Annotated in this window: 14 protein-coding genes; 2 read left to right on the forward strand and 12 right to left on the reverse strand. The window is 71.5% G+C overall.

What is annotated here, in order from left to right; all coding sequences use genetic code 11:
• Positions 1–101 precede the first annotated feature (101 nt).
• The 9 genes from CCZ36_RS11690 to CCZ36_RS11730 form a co-directional block, all read right to left on the reverse strand.
• Positions 102–2,465 (reverse strand): xanthine dehydrogenase family protein molybdopterin-binding subunit, encoded by a 2,364-nt coding sequence (locus CCZ36_RS11690; RefSeq protein ID WP_128817601.1) that lies wholly within the window; start codon positions 2,463–2,465, stop codon positions 102–104.
• Between the two features lie 76 nt (positions 2,466–2,541).
• Positions 2,542–4,185, reverse strand: a complete 1,644-nt coding sequence (locus CCZ36_RS11695) for a (2Fe-2S)-binding protein (protein ID WP_128817602.1) — start codon at positions 4,183–4,185, stop codon at positions 2,542–2,544.
• Positions 4,182–5,078: an FAD binding domain-containing protein gene (locus CCZ36_RS11700; protein WP_069738970.1), complete on the reverse strand. Its 897-nt coding sequence runs from the start codon at positions 5,076–5,078 to the stop codon at positions 4,182–4,184. Before CCZ36_RS11700 ends, CCZ36_RS11695 begins: the two co-directional genes overlap by 4 nt.
• A gap of 318 nt (positions 5,079–5,396) precedes the next feature.
• A complete protein-coding gene (locus tag CCZ36_RS11705) occupies positions 5,397–7,106 on the reverse strand; it encodes a beta-N-acetylhexosaminidase (RefSeq protein WP_128817603.1) in 1,710 nt (569 codons plus the stop codon).
• Positions 7,107–7,110: 4 nt separating this feature from the next.
• Entirely contained in the window at positions 7,111–7,959 is an 849-nt protein-coding gene (locus CCZ36_RS11710) for a carbohydrate ABC transporter permease (RefSeq protein WP_069738968.1), read from the reverse strand.
• On the reverse strand, positions 7,956–8,942 hold the full coding sequence (locus CCZ36_RS11715) for a carbohydrate ABC transporter permease (protein WP_069738967.1): 987 nt from the start codon (positions 8,940–8,942) through the stop codon (positions 7,956–7,958). The genes CCZ36_RS11710 and CCZ36_RS11715 overlap by 4 nt, the downstream gene beginning before the upstream one ends.
• Positions 8,943–8,944: 2 nt before the next feature.
• Positions 8,945–10,249: an extracellular solute-binding protein gene (locus CCZ36_RS11720; protein WP_128817604.1), complete on the reverse strand. Its 1,305-nt coding sequence runs from the start codon at positions 10,247–10,249 to the stop codon at positions 8,945–8,947.
• Between the two features lie 241 nt (positions 10,250–10,490).
• Positions 10,491–10,787, reverse strand: coding sequence for a DUF3039 domain-containing protein (locus CCZ36_RS11725; RefSeq protein WP_006124925.1), 297 nt, complete (start codon positions 10,785–10,787; stop codon positions 10,491–10,493).
• Between the two features lie 30 nt (positions 10,788–10,817).
• The gene (locus CCZ36_RS11730; RefSeq protein ID WP_069738965.1) at positions 10,818–11,378 is read right to left on the reverse strand and encodes a YqgE/AlgH family protein; all 561 of its coding nucleotides are present in this window, start codon (positions 11,376–11,378) and stop codon (positions 10,818–10,820) included.
• Positions 11,379–11,665: 287 nt separating this feature from the next.
• On the opposite strand from CCZ36_RS11730, the gene murA reads away from it, so the two are divergent.
• Positions 11,666–13,006 carry a UDP-N-acetylglucosamine 1-carboxyvinyltransferase gene (gene murA / locus CCZ36_RS11735; RefSeq protein ID WP_006124927.1) on the forward strand — a complete coding sequence of 447 codons (1,341 nt, stop codon included), beginning with the start codon at positions 11,666–11,668 and terminating at the stop codon, positions 13,004–13,006.
• 51 nt (positions 13,007–13,057) lie between these two features.
• Here the strand turns inward: murA and CCZ36_RS11740 are convergent, their stop codons facing one another.
• Positions 13,058–13,936 carry a helix-turn-helix domain-containing protein gene (locus tag CCZ36_RS11740; RefSeq protein WP_443069803.1) on the reverse strand — a complete coding sequence of 293 codons (879 nt, stop codon included), beginning with the start codon at positions 13,934–13,936 and terminating at the stop codon, positions 13,058–13,060.
• Here CCZ36_RS11740 and CCZ36_RS11745 point away from each other — a divergent pair.
• Positions 13,935–14,414, forward strand: coding sequence for a DUF2000 family protein (locus CCZ36_RS11745; protein WP_443069804.1), 480 nt, complete (start codon positions 13,935–13,937; stop codon positions 14,412–14,414). The genes CCZ36_RS11740 and CCZ36_RS11745 overlap by 2 nt on opposite strands.
• Positions 14,415–14,525: 111 nt before the next feature.
• On the opposite strand, the gene CCZ36_RS11750 is transcribed toward CCZ36_RS11745, so the two are convergent.
• Complete coding sequence (locus CCZ36_RS11750; protein ID WP_003968811.1) at positions 14,526–14,807, reverse strand: HU family DNA-binding protein; 282 nt, start codon at positions 14,805–14,807, stop codon at positions 14,526–14,528.
• 376 nt (positions 14,808–15,183) lie between these two features.
• A complete protein-coding gene (locus CCZ36_RS11755) occupies positions 15,184–16,620 on the reverse strand; it encodes an NAD-dependent malic enzyme (protein ID WP_128817605.1) in 1,437 nt (478 codons plus the stop codon).
• Between the last annotated feature and the right edge of the window lie 173 nt (positions 16,621–16,793).

Consider the following 16,793-nt stretch of genomic DNA (forward strand, 5'->3'; position numbering starts at 1 on the left):
GGATAACCTTCGCGGGAACGGTACCGTCAAGAGAACAGCAGTCACGAGCCCGATCCGAGCCTCTTATCGGCCATAAAATTCAGCAATCGCCGGAGGACGCCTCAGCCCTTCGGCGCCGTCGCCACCGCTGCCTGCGGCCTGATCGGGAGGCGGTTCACCGGGCGGCCCGTTGCCGAGCGGACCGCTGAGGCCACCGCTGCGGGGGCCGTGACGACCGGGACCGCCGACGCGGGTTTCGCGCCGAAGGGGGCCACCACGTCGCGTTCCTCGACCAGTTTCACGATGCGGATGTCCGGCACGTCCAGCGCCGTCGGAAGCGCGTAGCCCGTCAGGTCGGGGTGGCGGATCAGGCCCTTCGCGGTGCGGAGGTTCTCCGTGAGGGCCGCGCCGATTCCCTGGGTGATGCCCGCCTCGATGCGCACGGCGAGCTGGGCCGGATTCAGGACGCGGCCCACGTCCTGGGCGACCGCCATCTCGACCACGCGGATCGAACCGAGCTCGATGTCGACGTCCACCACCGCCCGCACCGCGCAGAACGCGAGGCCGACGAACGCGTCGCCCTGGCCCGCCTCGTCCAGCGCTTCCGTGGGGTGGGGGCGGCACTGGGCGGTGGCCCAGAGTTCCTTGCCGTCCATGGCCTCCATGACGGTGGTGGAGAGCACCCCGTCGTACGAGGTGATCTTGCCGTCGGCGATCTGGAGCAGCTCCGTGGACATGCCGAACTTGTGGGCCAGCGGCTGGAGGAGCTGGGTGCGGACCATCTTCGCCGCGCGCTCCACCGCCCCGCCGGAGACCCAGGTGTGGCGGCCGTGGGTGGCCGGGCCGGCAGGGGGCTGGTCGGTGTCGACCGCCGCCACGTGGACCTCTTCGACCCCCAGGACCTCCTGGACGATCTGGCGGGCGAGGGTCGTGAAGCCCTGCCCCGTCTCCACCGCAGCGCAGATCACCGTGGCCACCCCGTCATGGACCCGGACCGTGGCCGTGGAGACCTCGTCCGTGCCCTCGGCGCCGAGCATGTGCACCATGCCGACCCCGTAGCCGACGCCCCGGCGCACCGCCCCCGGCTCCCCCGCGCCCTCGGGGCCGCCCGGCAGCAGCCAGTCGTCCTCCGGGGCGTCCTTGGGGAGGGCGGGGAGCGGGAAGTCCCGTACCGCCTGGAGCAGTTCGGCGACCGGGGCCGGGCAGGTCACCGTCTGACCCGTGGGCAGGATGTCGCCCGTGGAGAGCGTGTTGCGCAGGCGCAGTTCGGCCGGGTCGATGCCCAGCTTGGCGGCCAGCTTGTCCATCTGGCCCTCGTACGCCGCGCAGACCTGCATCGCGCCCTCGCCGCGTACGTGACCGGAGGGCGGGTTGTTCGTCCGGACCGCCCAGCCTTCGATGAAGGCGTGCGGGACGACGTACGGGCCGCAGGCGAACGCCACGGCGGCGGCCAGGGATTCGGAGGAGGCGTCGGCGTACGCGCCCGCGTCCAGGAGGATCTGGGCCTCCACCTTGACCAGCCGGCCCTCCGCGTCCGCGTGGTGGCGGTAGCGCAGGAGGGTGGGGTGGCGGTGGGTGTGGCCGAGGAAGGACTCCTCGCGGCTCGCCGCCAGCTTCACCGGGCAGCCGGTGCGCAGCGCGAGCAGGCCGAGCGCGATCTGGAAGCCCGGGTCCTCGCGGTCGCCCGTCGCACCCGGCACCCCGGTCACGACGACCTTGACCCGGTCCGGCTCCAGGCCGAAGCAGGCGGCGACCAGGTCGCGGTCGGTGTGCGGGTCGGTGGAGGAGGTGTAGATCTCGACACCGCCGTCGGGCCTCGGCACGGCGAGGCCGGCCTCCGCGCCGATCGGGGCCGGGTCCTGGCGGCCGATGCGGTAGAGGCCCTCGACGACGACGTCGCCCGTCGCCTCCGCGTCGCCGTACCGGAGGGGGATGTGGCGGATCAGGTTGCCGTCGGGGTGCAGCGGCTCCGCCTCGAACGCCTTCTCCGGGTCCGTGACCGGCTCCAGCACCTCGTACCGTACGGCGATGGCGGCGGCGGCCAGCCGGGCCGTGTCCGGGTGGTCCGCCGCGACCGCGGCGATCGGCTCGCCGTGGTGGCGTACCAGGTCGGAGGCGAACACCGGGCGGTCCACCACATGGCGGCCGTAGTTGCTCTCCCCCGGCACGTCCTCGTGCGTGACGACCGCCCGCACCCCGGGCATCTCCTCGGCGCCCGAGGTGTCGATGGACAGGATCCGCGCGTGCGGGTGCGGGGAGCGCAGCACGGCCGCCCACAGCAGGCCCTCGGCCCAGAGGTCGGCGGCGTACGGGAAGGTGCCTTCGGTCTTCGCCCGGGCGTCGGTGGCGGGGAGCGACGACCCGAGGCCCATGCGGGGCTGCTCCAGGTCCGGGTCCGGGCCGCCTCCGGGGCCGCCGCGCAGCGCGTCGATCCTGGGCAGACTGGTGCTGGTCGCGTTGGCCGCGGTGGCCGCGTCGCTGCTCACGCCGCCTCCTTGTCGATCACGTGGTGCTGCCGGTGATGCGTGTGCCGCTGCTGTACGGCGGGGCCGCGGGCGTGCCTCACAGCGCCTCTCCCTCGTGCGGGTGGGAACCCTGCTGCACGCCGCCGCTGCCCGGCTCGGCCTGGTGCGGGATGCACGCCTCGTCCGGGGCCGCCGTGGCCGCCGCCTCGGCGTTCGCCTCGCGGGCCGCGACGACGTCCGCGACCGCGTCGAGCACGCCCCGGTAGCCGGAACAGCGGCAGAGGTTGCCGCAGAGCGCCTGGCGGGTCTCCAACTCGGTGGGGGCGTGGTTGCCCTCCAGCAGGTCGTGGACGGTCATCGCCATGCCGGGGATGCAGAAGCCGCACTGGACGGCTCCGCAGGCGGACAGGGCGCGCTGGACGTCGGAGGGTTCGCCGTCGACGGCCAGGCCCTCGACCGTACGCACCTCGCTGCCCGCCGCCGTGGCCGCGGGCACCAGGCAGGAGGCGACCAGCCGGCCGTCGACCTGGACGTTGCACGCGCCGCACTCGCCCTGCGAGCAGCCGTCCTTGGCCCCGGCCAGGCCCAGGCGCTCGCGGAGCACGTAGAGCAGGGACTCGCCGATCCAGGCGTCGCTGACCGGGCGGTCCACGCCGTTCACATGGAGCAGGTAGGACGCGGCGGGGTGCTCGCTCGGTACGCCGGGGAGGGCAAGAGCCTCGTCGGTGGGGGCTAGGGCCTCGTCGGGGAGGGCAAAAGCCTCGTCGGTGGGGGCAAGGGCCTCGACGGGGAGGGCGGGGGTCTCTTCGGTGGGAGCGGGGGCCTCGTCGGTGGGGGCGGTGAGGTCGGCGGTCTCGGTTTCGGTTGCGGTGGGGGCGGTGTACGACGGTGCCTCCGCTTCCGTCTCCGCTTCCGCGTTCGGGTCCGCTTCCGCCGCCGGGGGTGCCCCCGCTGCGCCCAGCTCGGATACGGCCCCCTCGGCCTCGGCTTCCGGCTCGGCTTCCGGTGCCGCCTCCGGTACGGGCGCGGCCTCCGGTTCCGGTGTCGCCCAGGGGGCGGGCGCGCCGCCGGGCAGCGTCGCCGGGCGGGCGCTGTCCGCGTACCACTGCGGGGTGTGCGCCGACGCCGGGAACTCGCCCGATTCGTCCGGCAGGTCCCCGTCCGCGACCGGGATCGTCCACTGACCCGTGTGGCCGGAGTAACCCGTGTGGACCGTGTGGGCCGACGCGTCGGACTCCCCCGTCGCCTCCGGCGCAGCCTGTGCCGTCTCCCCCAGGGCCTCGGTGAAGTTCCACTGGGCCGTGGCGTGCGAGGTGCCCTCGTACGGGCCCTGGTAGGCGCTGGGCACGCCGCCCTGCTGGTTCGGGTCCGGCCAGTGGATCGCGCCGGTCTCCTGCGCGGCGGCCTCGTGCGCGGCCGCCGCCTCCTGGGCGCGCTGCTCCGCCTGCGCCTGCTGGGCCTGCGTCTGGATGACCCAGCTGCCCGTCGCCGCCGGGTCCAGACCGGCGGCCGGGGTCAGCGGCAGGATCATCGGCGGGACGTACCCCTGACCCGGCGCGGCCAGGGGAATGTTCGCCAGGTCCTCCGGCGGGAGGTGGACGAAGGCGGTGGCGTCGGCCGCGGTGGCGTCGGCGTCGAAGCCGTCGCCCTGCGGGGTCGGCTCCCAGCCGCCGTACCGGGGGTCCGGGCCCTCGGAGTGGCCCTGCCCCTGCTGCTGGTGGGGGTTTTCCTCATTGCTCACGACAGTGCCCTCCCCAGCGCGCGTCGGGCGAGCGCGGCGACCGTGCGCCGCAGGTGCAGGACGGCCGGGGACAGCGGCGGGGCCTCTGATCCGTCGGCCGGTGGTGCGTGGTCCGGGATGCAGGCCGCGGCGACGTACTCGCCGAAGGCGGCCAGCGCGTCGGGGGCCAGGCCCCGCTCACCGTCCCAGTCGATCAGCGAGGCGATCCACTGCTCCGCCTCCAGCGGGCGCAGCGGCATCGGGGCGATGGCGCCGACCGCGCAGCGCACGCCCCGGCGGGCCGGGTCCAGGACGATCGCGACGGACGCGGTGGCGCGGCCGGGGCCGGTGCGGCCGGTGGCCTTCAGGAACACCTGCGGGGCGTGCAGCAGCGGTACGCGGACGAAGCCGATCAGCTCCGCGGGCTCCAGCAGCTCGCGGCCCGCCAGCAGGTGCGAGACGGGGATCTCGCGGCGGGCGCCGGCGGGGCCCGCGATGACGAGCTCGGCCTCCAGCGCGGCGAGCACAGGCAGGGCGTCGCCGGTCGGCGCGGAGGTGACGATGTTGCCGCCGAGCGTGCCCGCGTTACGGATCTGGGGCGGGCCGGCGGCGCGGGCGGATGCGGCGAGGGCGGGGATGAGGGCGGCGAAGTCCGGGCGGCCCATCCGGGCGTGGGTGAGTCCGGCACCCAGGAGCGCGTGTCCGTCCTGGTAGTGCCAGCCGCGCAGCTCGCTGATCCGGCCGAGGCCGACCAGGCCGGAGGGGCGCAGCAGCCCCTTGTTGACGGCTGCCATCAGGTCCGTGCCCCCGGCAACCGGAACGGCTGCGGGCATGGCGCCGAGAGCCGCCACGGCCTCGTCCAACGAGGCCGGCAGCGTCACCGACTGCATCGCCTGCGGTGCGTGCGTGGTCAACCCAGCTGCCCCTTCCCGGTCTCCCGGCGCTCTGGCCTGTTCCGCCGTACGGTACGTGTTCACAGCCCGGACGTGGCAACTCTGGCACATCTTCCGATCGGACCGGCGCGAGGGTCCGCGAAGGGTGGATCCGTCCCTGACCTGCGGGATGTTCCGGTTTCGCATGTCTTCGGCGGGGAAGGTGAATTGCCACTCTTCAGCGAGGCTTGTACGACTTATACGGTTCGCGCTCCGGATCCGTTCCCGGACGCGCGTCGGCCGCAGCGGTTCCGGAGGGCTTCCGGAGGACGGCTGCGGCCGACGGGGTCGGTGCTCGGGTCACACCACCGGAGGCTCCCCCTCCCGCGGGAAGCCGAGGACGCCGGGGCGCTGCTGGCGGGGGTACGGGCCGCCCGGCGGGCGGTAGTCGACGCCGAGGGCGTCGAGGCGGGCGTAGTGGGCCCGCATCCGGGCGTCGAAGGCGGCGAAGTCCCGGTCGGCCGGGGCGGGCAGGGCGGACCAGGCGACCTCGGCGAAGGCGGCGAGGCGTGGGAAGACCTGGTAGTCGACGCGGGCCCGGTTCTGCATGACCTCGGTCCACACGTTGGCCTGGGTGCCCAGGATGTGACGGGCCGCCTCCTCGCTCAGGCCCGGCGGGACGGGCTCGAAGCGGTAGACGTCCTCCAGGGTCCGTACGTACCCGATGGGCATCGGCTCGTCGGGGCCGCCGTCCTGACGGTGGTCCAGATACACCTGCTGTTCGGGGCACATGACCACGTCGTGCCCGGCCTCGGCGGCCGCGATGCCGCCGCCGTAACCGCGCCAGGAGGAGACCGCGGCCCCTTCGGCGAGGCCGCCTTCGAGGATCTCGTCCCAGCCGATGAGGCGGCGGCCCCGGGCGGTGAGCCAGGCGTCGAAATGCCGGATGAACCAGGACTGGAGGCCGTCCTCGTCCTTGACGCCGAGTTCGGCGATCCGGGCCTGGGCGAGCGGGGACTCCTTCCACTGGTCCTTGGGGCACTCGTCGCCGCCCATGTGGACGAAGGGCGAGGTCGCGGCGGGGAAGAGCTCCAGCACCTCTTCCAGGACGCCCTCGAAGAAGCGCAGGGTGGTGTCGGTGGGGGCGAGTACGTTCGGGCTGACGCCCCAGGTGTCCCAGACGGAGAGGGTGGTGGTGTCGATGACGTCGGTGTTGCCCAGCTCGGGGTACGCGCTGATCGCGGCCTGTGAGTGGCCCGGGATGTCGATCTCGGGGACGACCCGGATATGCCGCTCGGCGGCGTAGGAGACGATCTCGCGGATGTCGTCCTGGGTGTAGAAGCCGCCGTAGGGGGTCTCGTCCCACAGCTCGGAGGCCCGGTGGCCGTATTTGGTGCGCGCGCGCCAGGAGCCGACCTCGGTGAGGCGCGGGTAGCGCTTGATCTCGATGCGCCAGCCCTGGTCGTCGGTGAGGTGGAAGTGGAAGACGTTCAGCTTGTGGGCGGCGAGAAGGTCCAGGTAGCGCAGGACGTCGTCCTTGGGCAGGAAGTGCCGGGAGACGTCGAGCATCATGCCGCGCCAGCCGAAGCGGGGTTCGTCCTCGACGACGACCGGCGGGACCTCCCAGGTGCGGCCGGGGGTGAGGGGGGCGCGGCGGAAGGCGTCGGGGCCGAGGAGCTGACGGAGGGTCTGCGCGCCCCGGAAGACGCCCGCCGCCGTGCCGCCCGTGACGCGTACGGCGTTCGCCTCGACGGCCAGACGGTAGCCCTCGGGGGCGAGCGACTCGTCGAGCGCCAGCACGATGCCCTGTCCGGTCGAGCCCGTTCCGGAGCCGTCGCCCGCCCCCGTGCCGGTGCCGTCGCCCTCGGGCAGGGGCAGTCCGGTGGACGGGCCGAGGGTGGCGCGCAGCCAGCGGGCGACTCCTTCGGTGCCCGGTCCGGCGGTCAGCGGGGTCCGGTAGCCGAGCGGGTACGGCCCGGCGGCGGCCGCGGTCAGGGTGCGCGGGGCTGGGATCAGACCGAGGGCCGAGGCGTCCACGGTGCCCGGGGAGGGGGATTTCTCGGGTGTCATGACGTCAGTCCTTAACCGCTCCGCCCAGTCCGGAGACGAGGCGTCGCTGTACGAGTACGAAGAAGACCAGGACGGGGATGGTCATCACGGTCGAGGCTGCCATGATCCCTCCCCAGTCGTTCTCGTCCGGCTTGAAGAAGACCAGCAGCGCCATCGGCAGCGTCGACTGGGAGGTGTCGCTGATGATGAACGACTTCGCGAACAGGAAGTCGTTCCAGGTGGTGATGAAGGAGAAGACGCTCGTGGCGACCAGCCCGGGGAAGACCAGCGGGAAGAGGATCTGCCACAGGAACCGCGTACGGCCGGCACCGTCGATGTAGGCGGCCTCCTCCAGGGCCTCGGGGACGGCCTTGACGAAGCCGCGCAGCATCCAGATGGCGAACGGCAGCGAGAAGGCGAGGTGCGGCAGGATCAGTGAGCCGAGCGTGTTCAGCTGGCCGAAGTCCCGCATCAGGAAGAACAGCGGGATGGTCAGCGCCTCCACCGGCACCATCTGCGCCACCAGGAACATGATCAGCAGCGTGGTGCGGAACGTGAAGCGGAAGCGTGTCACGGCGGTGGCGGCCAGGAAGGCGATCAGCGCGGAGAGGACGACGACGGTCCCGGCCACCAGCAGGCTGTTGAGGAAGTAGCGGCCGAAGTCCTGCTGCTCGAAGACCCGGCGGAACGAGTCGAGTGAGGGGGCGAGCGTCCAGGGGCGGGCCTCGGTGGACTGGATCTCGCCGGCCGGTTTGAAGGCGGAGAGCACCATCCAGTACAGCGGGAAGGCGACCGTGACGGCGATGAGCAGGGCGGCGGCCTCGGCCATCAGCCTGCCGGGCCGCTTGACGCGCAGGAGCGTGCGTGCGCTCACAGTTCCTCCCCCTGGCGCCTCACCAGGCGCAGATAGACCAGCGTGACGGCCAGCAGGATCACCAGCATCACGACGCCGATCGCCGATCCGAGGCTGTACTGCGAGGACGCGAACGCCTTCTGGTACGCGTACACGTTCAGCACCAGGTTCTGGCCGGCGATACCGCCGCCGTTGGTCATGACGTAGATCTGGGTGAAGACCTTGAAGTCCCAGATGATCGACTGGATGGTGACGACGATCAGGATGGGCTTGAGCATCGGCGCCATGATGGTGCGCCAGATCCGCCACTGCGATGCGCCGTCCAGCGAGGCGGCCTCCAGCACCTCGGTGGGGATGGCCCGGATGCCCGCGTACACGGTGACCATCACGAACGGGAACGAGCACCACAGGACTTCGAGGAGGACGAGCGCGAAGGCGCTGTAGCGGCCGTACGTCCAGGAGAAGTCGCCGAGTCCCAGCACCTTGTTGACCGGCCCGAAGTCGGGGTCGAAGAGGAAGACCCAGACGGTGGAGCCGGTGATCGCGGGGGTCGCCCAGGCGCCGAGGGCGGCCATCATCAGCGCCAGCCGGGGCAGCGCGCGGACGCGGGTGAGCAGGACGGCGAGTGCGCAGCCGACGAACAGGGTGGAGATCACGCAGGCCGCCGCGAAGAGCACGGTGGCGAGGAGGACCTGCCAGAACTGGCTGTCGTTGAAGAGGGTCGCGTAGTTGCCGAAGCCCTGGAAGGTGGTGGGTTCGCCGCCGCTGACCTGGGCCTGGGTGTACTCCAGGAACGAGATCAGGCCGAGCTGGTAGATCGGGTAGACCAGCAGTCCGGCGAGCAGGACGAGGGCCGGCAGGAGGTAGAGCCAGGGGGTCCAGCCGGAGTGCCCCCTGGGGGACACGGACCGGCCGCGCCGGGGCGGGCGGGCGGCCGGAGTGGTGCCGGCCGCCCCGGCCCCGCCGGCGGGCGGGGCCTTGAGCGGTGAGGTGTGCGTGGTCATCGTCAGCCGGCTTCGGTGAAGGCCGCGTCCATCTTCTTCGCCGCGTCGTCCGAGGCCTTCGCCACGTCCTTACGGCCGGAGACGATCTCCTGGAACATCGTCGGCAGGATCAGCGAGGCGTCGATCTGGCCCCAGGCGGGCGAGGCGGGGACGAACTTGGCGCCCGCGCCGAGGGTCTGGACGAACGGGGCGACGAAGGGCTCCTTCTTCGCGGCGTTGTCCCGGACGTCGGTGTAGGTGGGCAGGAAGCCCATCGCGTCGAACATCTGGGCCTGGGTCTTCTTGCCGGACAGCGACTTCATCAGGTCGACGGCGAGGGTGCGGTGCGAACTGCTCTTGAGGACGCCGAGGTTGTTGCCGCCCGCGAAGGCCGGGGCGATGGAGTTCTCCGCGACGCCGGGCAGCGGCACGACGGCGTACTTGCCCTTGACGGCGCCCGCCTCGACGGCCGCGTGGCTGAAGTCGCCGCCGATGGCCATGGCGGCCTTGCCGGAGGCGAAGGCGGTCACGGTGGCGTTGCCGCCCATGGACGCGCACTTGGCGGCCGGACAGTTGTCGTCGCCGAAGAGGGAGGTGTACGCCTCGATGCCCTTGCGGGACTTCTCGCTGTTGATGCCGGACTTGTACGTGCCGTCGGTCTCGCCCGCGAGTTCGCCGCCGTTGGCCCAGATGAAGGGCATCGCGCCGTAGGTGTACGCGCCGCCGACCGCGAGGCCGTAGAGGTCGGGCTTGGCCTTGCGGATCTTCTTGGCGGTGGAGATCAGCTCGTCCTGGGACTTGGGGGGATCGATGCCGAGGTCCTTGAAGACGTCGGTGCGGTAGTAGAGGGCCCGGACGCCGACGAAGAAGGGCGCGCCGTAGACCTTGCCGCCGACGGTGACGGACTGCTTGGCGATCGGGTCGGTGTCCTTGGCCTCGTCCCAGGCGCCGAACTCCTCGGTGATGTCGGCGAGTCCGCCGTCCTTGACGTACCCGGCGGTGTCGCTGTTGCCGTACTCGATGAGGTCCGGGGCGCTCTCGGGGTCGTTGAACGCGGCCTTGATGCGCTGCGCGCGGGTGTCGACGGGTATGTACTCGATCTCGACCTTCGCGCCCTCGTGGGCCTTCTCGAATTCGGCGACGGCCGCGTCGACGACCTTCTCCTTGGGCTTGTTGCCGACCTCCTGGAAGAGCCAGACACGGAGCGTGCCGCTCTTGTCGTCACCCTTCGCACTCGTGTCGGAGGTCTGCGGCGCACAGGCGGTGGCGGTGAGGCCGGCCAGCACAAGCGCCGCGACGGGGGCGGCAATTCGGGCAGAAAGCTTCATCCGGAACCCCTACCGGTCAAGCGTTGCATCATGTGCAACGTGCGTTTCGTTCTGCACAACTGGCAGGAGAGTAGGCCTGCGCTCCGGTGACGACAAGTGGTCTCGACCACTCTGTGACCAGCGGATGCAGCCCGTGCAACGCGACCGAACCGTCACCTTCCGTGAGCGAGCACGGAGAAGGCCCCCGGGGCGTGCGGTGTCGCACGCCCCGGGGGCCTTTCAGCGAGTGCGGGAGCCGGACCTACTTCTTGTCCTTGCCGCCGCCCTTGCCCTTGTCCTTGTCGCCGCCGGCACCCATGGACTCGTAGATCTCCTTGCACATGGGACAGACCGGGTACTTCTTGGGGTCGCGCCCCGGCACCCAGACCTTTCCGCACAGCGCGACCACGGGAGTGCCCTCCAGGGCGCTCGCCATGATCTTGTCCTTCTGGACGTAATGGGCGTAGCGCTCGTGGTCGCCGTCGCCCCTCGACACCTGCGGCGTCGGCTCGACGAGGGTCCCCGTACCTGCCCCGCGATCGGGCTCAAGAGTGCTCATAACCGCCAAGGGTACTGAAAGAGACGGGGATCAGTTGAGTGAAGGGTCGTCCGGATACGTGGCGATCATCGCGAGCTCGCTGCGCTGGCGGCGGAGCACCGCACGCCAGAGCTGCTCGGGGCGCGGGGAGGAGACGTCGCCGGGCTCGGACTCGACCACGTACCACGCGCCCTCGGTCAGCTCGCCCTCCAGTTGACCGGGGCCCCAGCCCGCGTACCCGGCGAAGATCCGCAGCGAGCCGAGGGCGGGGCCGAGCAGCTCCGGCGGGGTCTCCAGATCGACCAGGCCGATCGCCCCGTGCACCCGCCGCCAGCCGAGCGGGCCCTCGTCGCCGGGGATCACGGCCACGCCGAGCGCGGAGTCGAGCGAGACCGGACCGCCCTGGAAGACGACGTCCGGCTCACCGGTCAGGGCGGCCCAGGACGCGAGGATGTCGCCGACGCCGACCGGGGTCGGGCGGTTGAGGACCACGCCGAGGGAGCCCTCCTCGTCGTGGTCGAGGAGCAGCACCACCGCGCGGTCGAAATTCGGGTCCGTGAGGGCGGGTGCGGCCACGAGCAGTCGCCCTGTGAGCGAGGACACCTCGGTCATGGCACGAATGATCCCGCATCTTCGCCCTTCACGGGAGGCGAGTCGGCGTGATGCCGCCCTCAGGAGAGCGAGCGCAGCTCAGGGCGCACGGAGGCACGGGGAGCGCACCGTCCGGCGGGGACGCTGTGGGCCATCCGGACGGTAACCCTCCGCAAGATCGGATGCGCAGAGGGTGTTGTGGCGGATTCATGACGTTCGTACACCCCCCTTCGCCTTACGGAAGGGGGGTAGGAGGCCATTACCCTTTTCGTTGGCCCCCTGCCCGACCACTCCGGAACGCGAGATACATGACCGGCACAGACGATGTCCTGCTTGTCCACGGCGGCACCCCGCTGGAGGGCGAGATCCGCGTCCGAGGCGCCAAGAACCTGGTGCCGAAGGCCATGGTCGCCGCGCTGCTCGGCAGCGGGCCCAGCCGCCTCCGCAACGTTCCCGACATCCGTGACGTACGGGTGGTCCGGGGGCTCCTCCAGCTGCACGGCGTCACCGTCCGCCCCGGCGACGAGCCGGGCGAACTGATCCTCGACCCCTCGCACGTCGAGTCGGCCAACGTCGCCGACATCGATGCCCACGCGGGTTCGTCGCGCATCCCGATCCTCTTCTGCGGCCCCCTGCTGCACCGCCTCGGCCACGCCTTCATCCCGGGCCTGGGCGGCTGCGACATCGGCGGCCGGCCGATCGACTTCCACTTCGAGGTGCTGCGCCAGTTCGGCGCGACCATCGAGAAGCGGGCCGACGGCCAGTACCTGGAGGCCCCGCAGCGGCTTCGCGGCACCAAGATCCGGCTGCCGTACCCCTCGGTGGGCTCCACCGAGCAGGTGCTGCTCACCGCCGTCCTCGCCGAGGGCGTCACCGAGCTGTCCAACGCGGCCGTCGAGCCGGAGATCGAGGACCTCATCTGCGTACTGCAGAAGATGGGCGCGATCATCTCCATGGACACCGACCGGACCATCCGGATCACCGGGGTCGACAAGCTCGACGGATACACCCACCGGGCGATCCCGGACCGCCTGGAGGCGGCCTCCTGGGCGTCGGCGGCGCTGGCGACCGAGGGCAACATCTATGTGCGCGGCGCCCAGCAGCGCTCGATGATGACCTTCCTGAACACCTACCGCAAGGTCGGCGGCGCGTTCGAGATCGACGACGAGGGCATCCGCTTCTGGCACCCGGGCGGCGCGCTCAACGCCATCGCGCTGGAGACGGACGTGCACCCCGGCTTCCAGACCGACTGGCAGCAGCCGCTGGTGGTGGCGCTGACGCAGGCCGCGGGCCTGTCGATCGTCCACGAGACGGTGTACGAGTCGCGGCTCGGCTTCACCTCCGCGCTCAACCAGATGGGCGCGCACATCCAGCTGTACCGCGAGTGCCTGGGCGGCTCCGACTGCCGCTTCGGTCAGCGCAACTTCCTGCACTCGGCGGTCGTCTCCGGACCGACGAAGCTGCAGGGCGCGGACCTGGTCATCCCGGACCTCCGGGGCGGTTTCTCGTACCTGATCGCGGCGCTGGCGGCGCAGGGCACCTCCCGGGTGCACGGCATCGATCTCATCAACCGCGGTTACGAGAACTTCATGGAGAAGCTGGAGAAGCTCGGCGCGAAGGTGGAGCTGCCGGGCGGTTCCCTGGTCTGACCCCGCTCAGTGCTGCCGCACACAGCACTGCGCGAACGGGTGCCCCGGTCCTCACGGAGGGCCGGGGCACCGTGCCGTCCGGGACCGCGCGAACCGGCCCGGGGTGGTGCCCGCGATCCGCTTGAAGTGCCGGGTGAGGTGGGACTGGTCGTGGAAGCCGACCGCGCCGGCCGCCTCCCCCGGCGGCACGCCCTCCAGCAGCAGGCGGCGGGCGAGGTCGACCCGGCGGGCCGTCACGTACTGGTGGGGCGGCATCGCGTAGGCCGCGCTGAAGGCCCGTACGAGATGGGTCGGGTGCGCGTGGACCAGCCGGGCGGCCTCGGCGAGCGTGATGCCCTCCCGCAGCCGCTCGTCCAGCAGCTCGCGCAGGTCCCGGGCGACCCCCGGACCCGGCCGGGGGTGCTCCGGGGCTTCCACGGGCCGCAGATGGCCGCGCAGCCGCTCCCCGACGAACGCCAGGCGGCTCTCCGCCTCCAGCGCGTCGCCCGGATCCGCGAGGGCGGTGTGCAGCCGGGCGACGCGGGCGCGCAGCAGCGGGTCCGCCAGGTCCGGGGTGTCCACGGCGGGTCCGATGAGGCTCGCGTCGAGGTGGCTCATGTCCAGATAGAGCACCCGTTTGCGGAAGCCCTCCGGGGTGGCGGGCGAACCGTTGTGCGGTACCTGCGGCGGCAGCAGGCTGACGGTGCCGTCCGGGGTGCCGTGCCGGTGGCGGTCCAGGTCGTAGCGGACGGCCCCGTCGTCGACGATCAGGAGCGTCCAGGCGTCGTGGACGTGCATGGGGTAGGCGTGCTCGGTGAAGCGGGCATGGAAGACCTCCACGACCCCGGCGACGGACGGTCGCCAGGCCGAGATCTCCTGCGGGCGGCTCGCGCGGGTCACGCCAAGAACGTACAAGACGGGCCGGCGGGGCGTCGGCCAGTCTCGGCCCATGGGAAACACGTACGAGAACGCCATGGGAGACACGCTCGGGAACGCGAGCGGCGACGAGACCGCACCCGTCCGTTTCGACACGAAGATCGCGGTGCTGCTCCGCGACGACCTGGAGACCTGGCAGCGGCTGAACGTGACCGCCTTCCTGGTGAGCGGCCTGGGGACGGCGGCGCCGGAGGTGATCGGCGAGCCCTACGAGGACGCCGACGCGACCGCGTACCTGCCGATGCTGCGGCAGCCGGTGCTGGTCTTCGAGGGGGCGAAGGAGACTCTGACCGCGGCGCACACGAAGGCGCTCTCCCGGTCCCTGACGGCGGCCGTGTTCACCTCGGACCTGTTCGGCACGGGCAACGACCGGGACAACCGCGCGGCGGTGCGGGCGGTGGGGCGGGGCTCGCTGGACCTGGTGGGTCTGGCCGTGTACGGGCCGCGGAACGCCGTGGACAAGGTCCTGAAGGGCGCGCGGATGCATCCGTGAGTTCCCGGACCCCCGGACGGCCGACGGGGCTCCACGGGGCGCATGTGCCCCTGGCATGCGCAAGGGCGGCCACCCCTGGTCGGGAGTGGCCGCCCTCGTCGCGCCTGGGGGTTACTTGCCCTTGGCGGCTTCCTTGAGCTTCGAGCCCGCGGAGACCTTCACGCTGTAGCCGGCGGGGATGTTGATCGGGTCGCCGGTCTGCGGGTTGCGAGCGGTGCGAGCGGCACGGTGGGTGCGCTCGAAGGTCAGGAAACCGGGGATGGTGACCTTCTCGTCGCCCTTGGCGACGATCTCACCGACGGTCTCGGCGAGCGCGGCCAGCACGGCGTCGGCGTCCTTGCGAGTCACCTCGGCGCGGTCGGCCAGGGCGGCCACCAGCTCACTGCGGTTCATGTTGTTACTCCCGTGTTCTTCTTGCCTGTGAGGCGTGAGATCGAAGCCGATGCTGCCAGGGCCCTCTGACAGTCCCCGGACCCGGGTCTGATGTCAGACCCTCTCGCCCGATTACGCATCCTGCCCCCACCAGCGGCGGGAAAGCCAATCCGGAACCCTTCGGGGTCAATGAAAAGCGCCACGGTTTGCTCGTGGTGACGCTCCGTCGACTTGGCCGAGCGGTCCGCAGCGGATGCCGGGCCCCGCAGGGCCCACTGCCCGCCCACCCTAAAGGGGCGTTTGGGGCGCCGCGACCCGCGACGCGCCGTACGGCACGGGCGGGTGCGGCCCGGGGTACTTCGCGCGTACCCCCTGAAAGGGCGCCGAAACGGCCGCGTCAGACGGCCGGGGAGGGGGCGCCCGCGGTGACGCCGGCGGCCTTCGCGGCGGCCCGTACGGCTCCGGCGACCGCGCCCGCGACCTTGTCGTTGAAGACCGAGGGGATGATGTAGTTCGCGTTGATCTCGTCCTCGGCCACCACGTCGGCGAGGGCGCCGGCAGCGGCGAGCATCATCTCCGTGTTGACGGTGCGGGACTGAGCGTCCAGCAGACCGCGGAAGACACCCGGGAAGACCAGCACGTTGTTGATCTGGTTGGGGAAGTCCGAGCGGCCGGTGGCGACGACCGCGGCCGTCTGCCGGGCGATCGCGGGGTCGACCTCGGGGTCCGGGTTCGCGAGCGCGAACACGATCGCATCGTCCGCCATCGCGGCGACGTCGTCGCCGTTCAGCACGTTCGGGGCGGAGACGCCGATGAAGACGTCGGCTCCGACGACCGCCTGCCTGAGGGTGCCGGTGACGCCCTCGGGGTTGGTGTTGTCGGCGATCCAGCGCAGCGGCGAGTCGGGGTCGGCGGCGACCAGGTCCTCGCGTCCGGCGTGCACCACTCCGTGGATGTCGGCGACCACCGCGTGCTTGACGCCCGCCGCGATGAGCAGCTTCAGGATGGCCGTTCCGGCCGCGCCCGCGCCGGACATGACGACCCGTACGTCGCCGATGTTCTTCCCCACCACGCGCAGGGCGTTGGTGAGGGCGGCGAGTACGACGATCGCGGTGCCGTGCTGGTCGTCGTGGAAGACGGGGATGTCGAGGGCCTCGCGCAGCCGGGCCTCGATCTCGAAGCAGCGGGGGGCGGAGATGTCCTCCAGGTTGATGCCCGCGAAGCCGGGGGCGATGGCCTTGACGATCTCGACGATGGCGTCGGTGTCCTGGGTGTCCAGGCAGATCGGCCAGGCGTCGATGCCGGCGAAGCGCTTGAAGAGGGCCGCCTTGCCCTCCATGACGGGCAGCGCGGCCTTCGGGCCGATGTTGCCGAGGCCGAGCACGGCGGAGCCGTCCGTCACAACTGCGACGGAGTTGCGCTTGATGGTGAGACGGCGCGCGTCCTCGGGGTTCTCGGCGATGGCCATGCAGACCCGGGCGACCCCGGGGGTGTAGATCATCGACAGGTCGTCACGGTTGCGGATGGGGTGCTTGGACGCCATCTCGATCTTGCCGCCGAGGTGCATGAGGAACGTACGGTCGGAGACCTTGCCCAGCACGACGCCCTCGATGTCGCGCAGACCTTCGACGATCTCGTCCGCGTGCGAGGTGGAGGTGGCGGCGATGGTGACGTCGATCCGCAGCTTCTCGTGGCCGGACGCGGTGACGTCGAGGCCGGTGACCGAGCCCCCGGAGGACTCGACGGCCGTGGTGAGCTGGGAGACCGCGGTACCGCTCGCGGGCACCTCCAGCCTGACCGTCATCGAGTACGAGACGCTGGGCGCCGTTGCCATGGCCGAGTCCTTCGCTTTCCTTAGCTTCATTGCCGCACATCCGGAGGGTGGGTTCCGGATGTGCTTTCCGATCGTCGCACCTACCGACTGGTAGCCGGTAATGACTGCCGTCTTTCGGAAAGTAGTTTCCACCATACGAGAGATCACCCGTTCGGCGGAACCCCCAACGGGCC

Source organism: Streptomyces sp. S063, assembly GCF_002832675.1.
GTDB lineage: Bacteria > Actinomycetota > Actinomycetes > Streptomycetales > Streptomycetaceae > Streptomyces > Streptomyces sindenensis.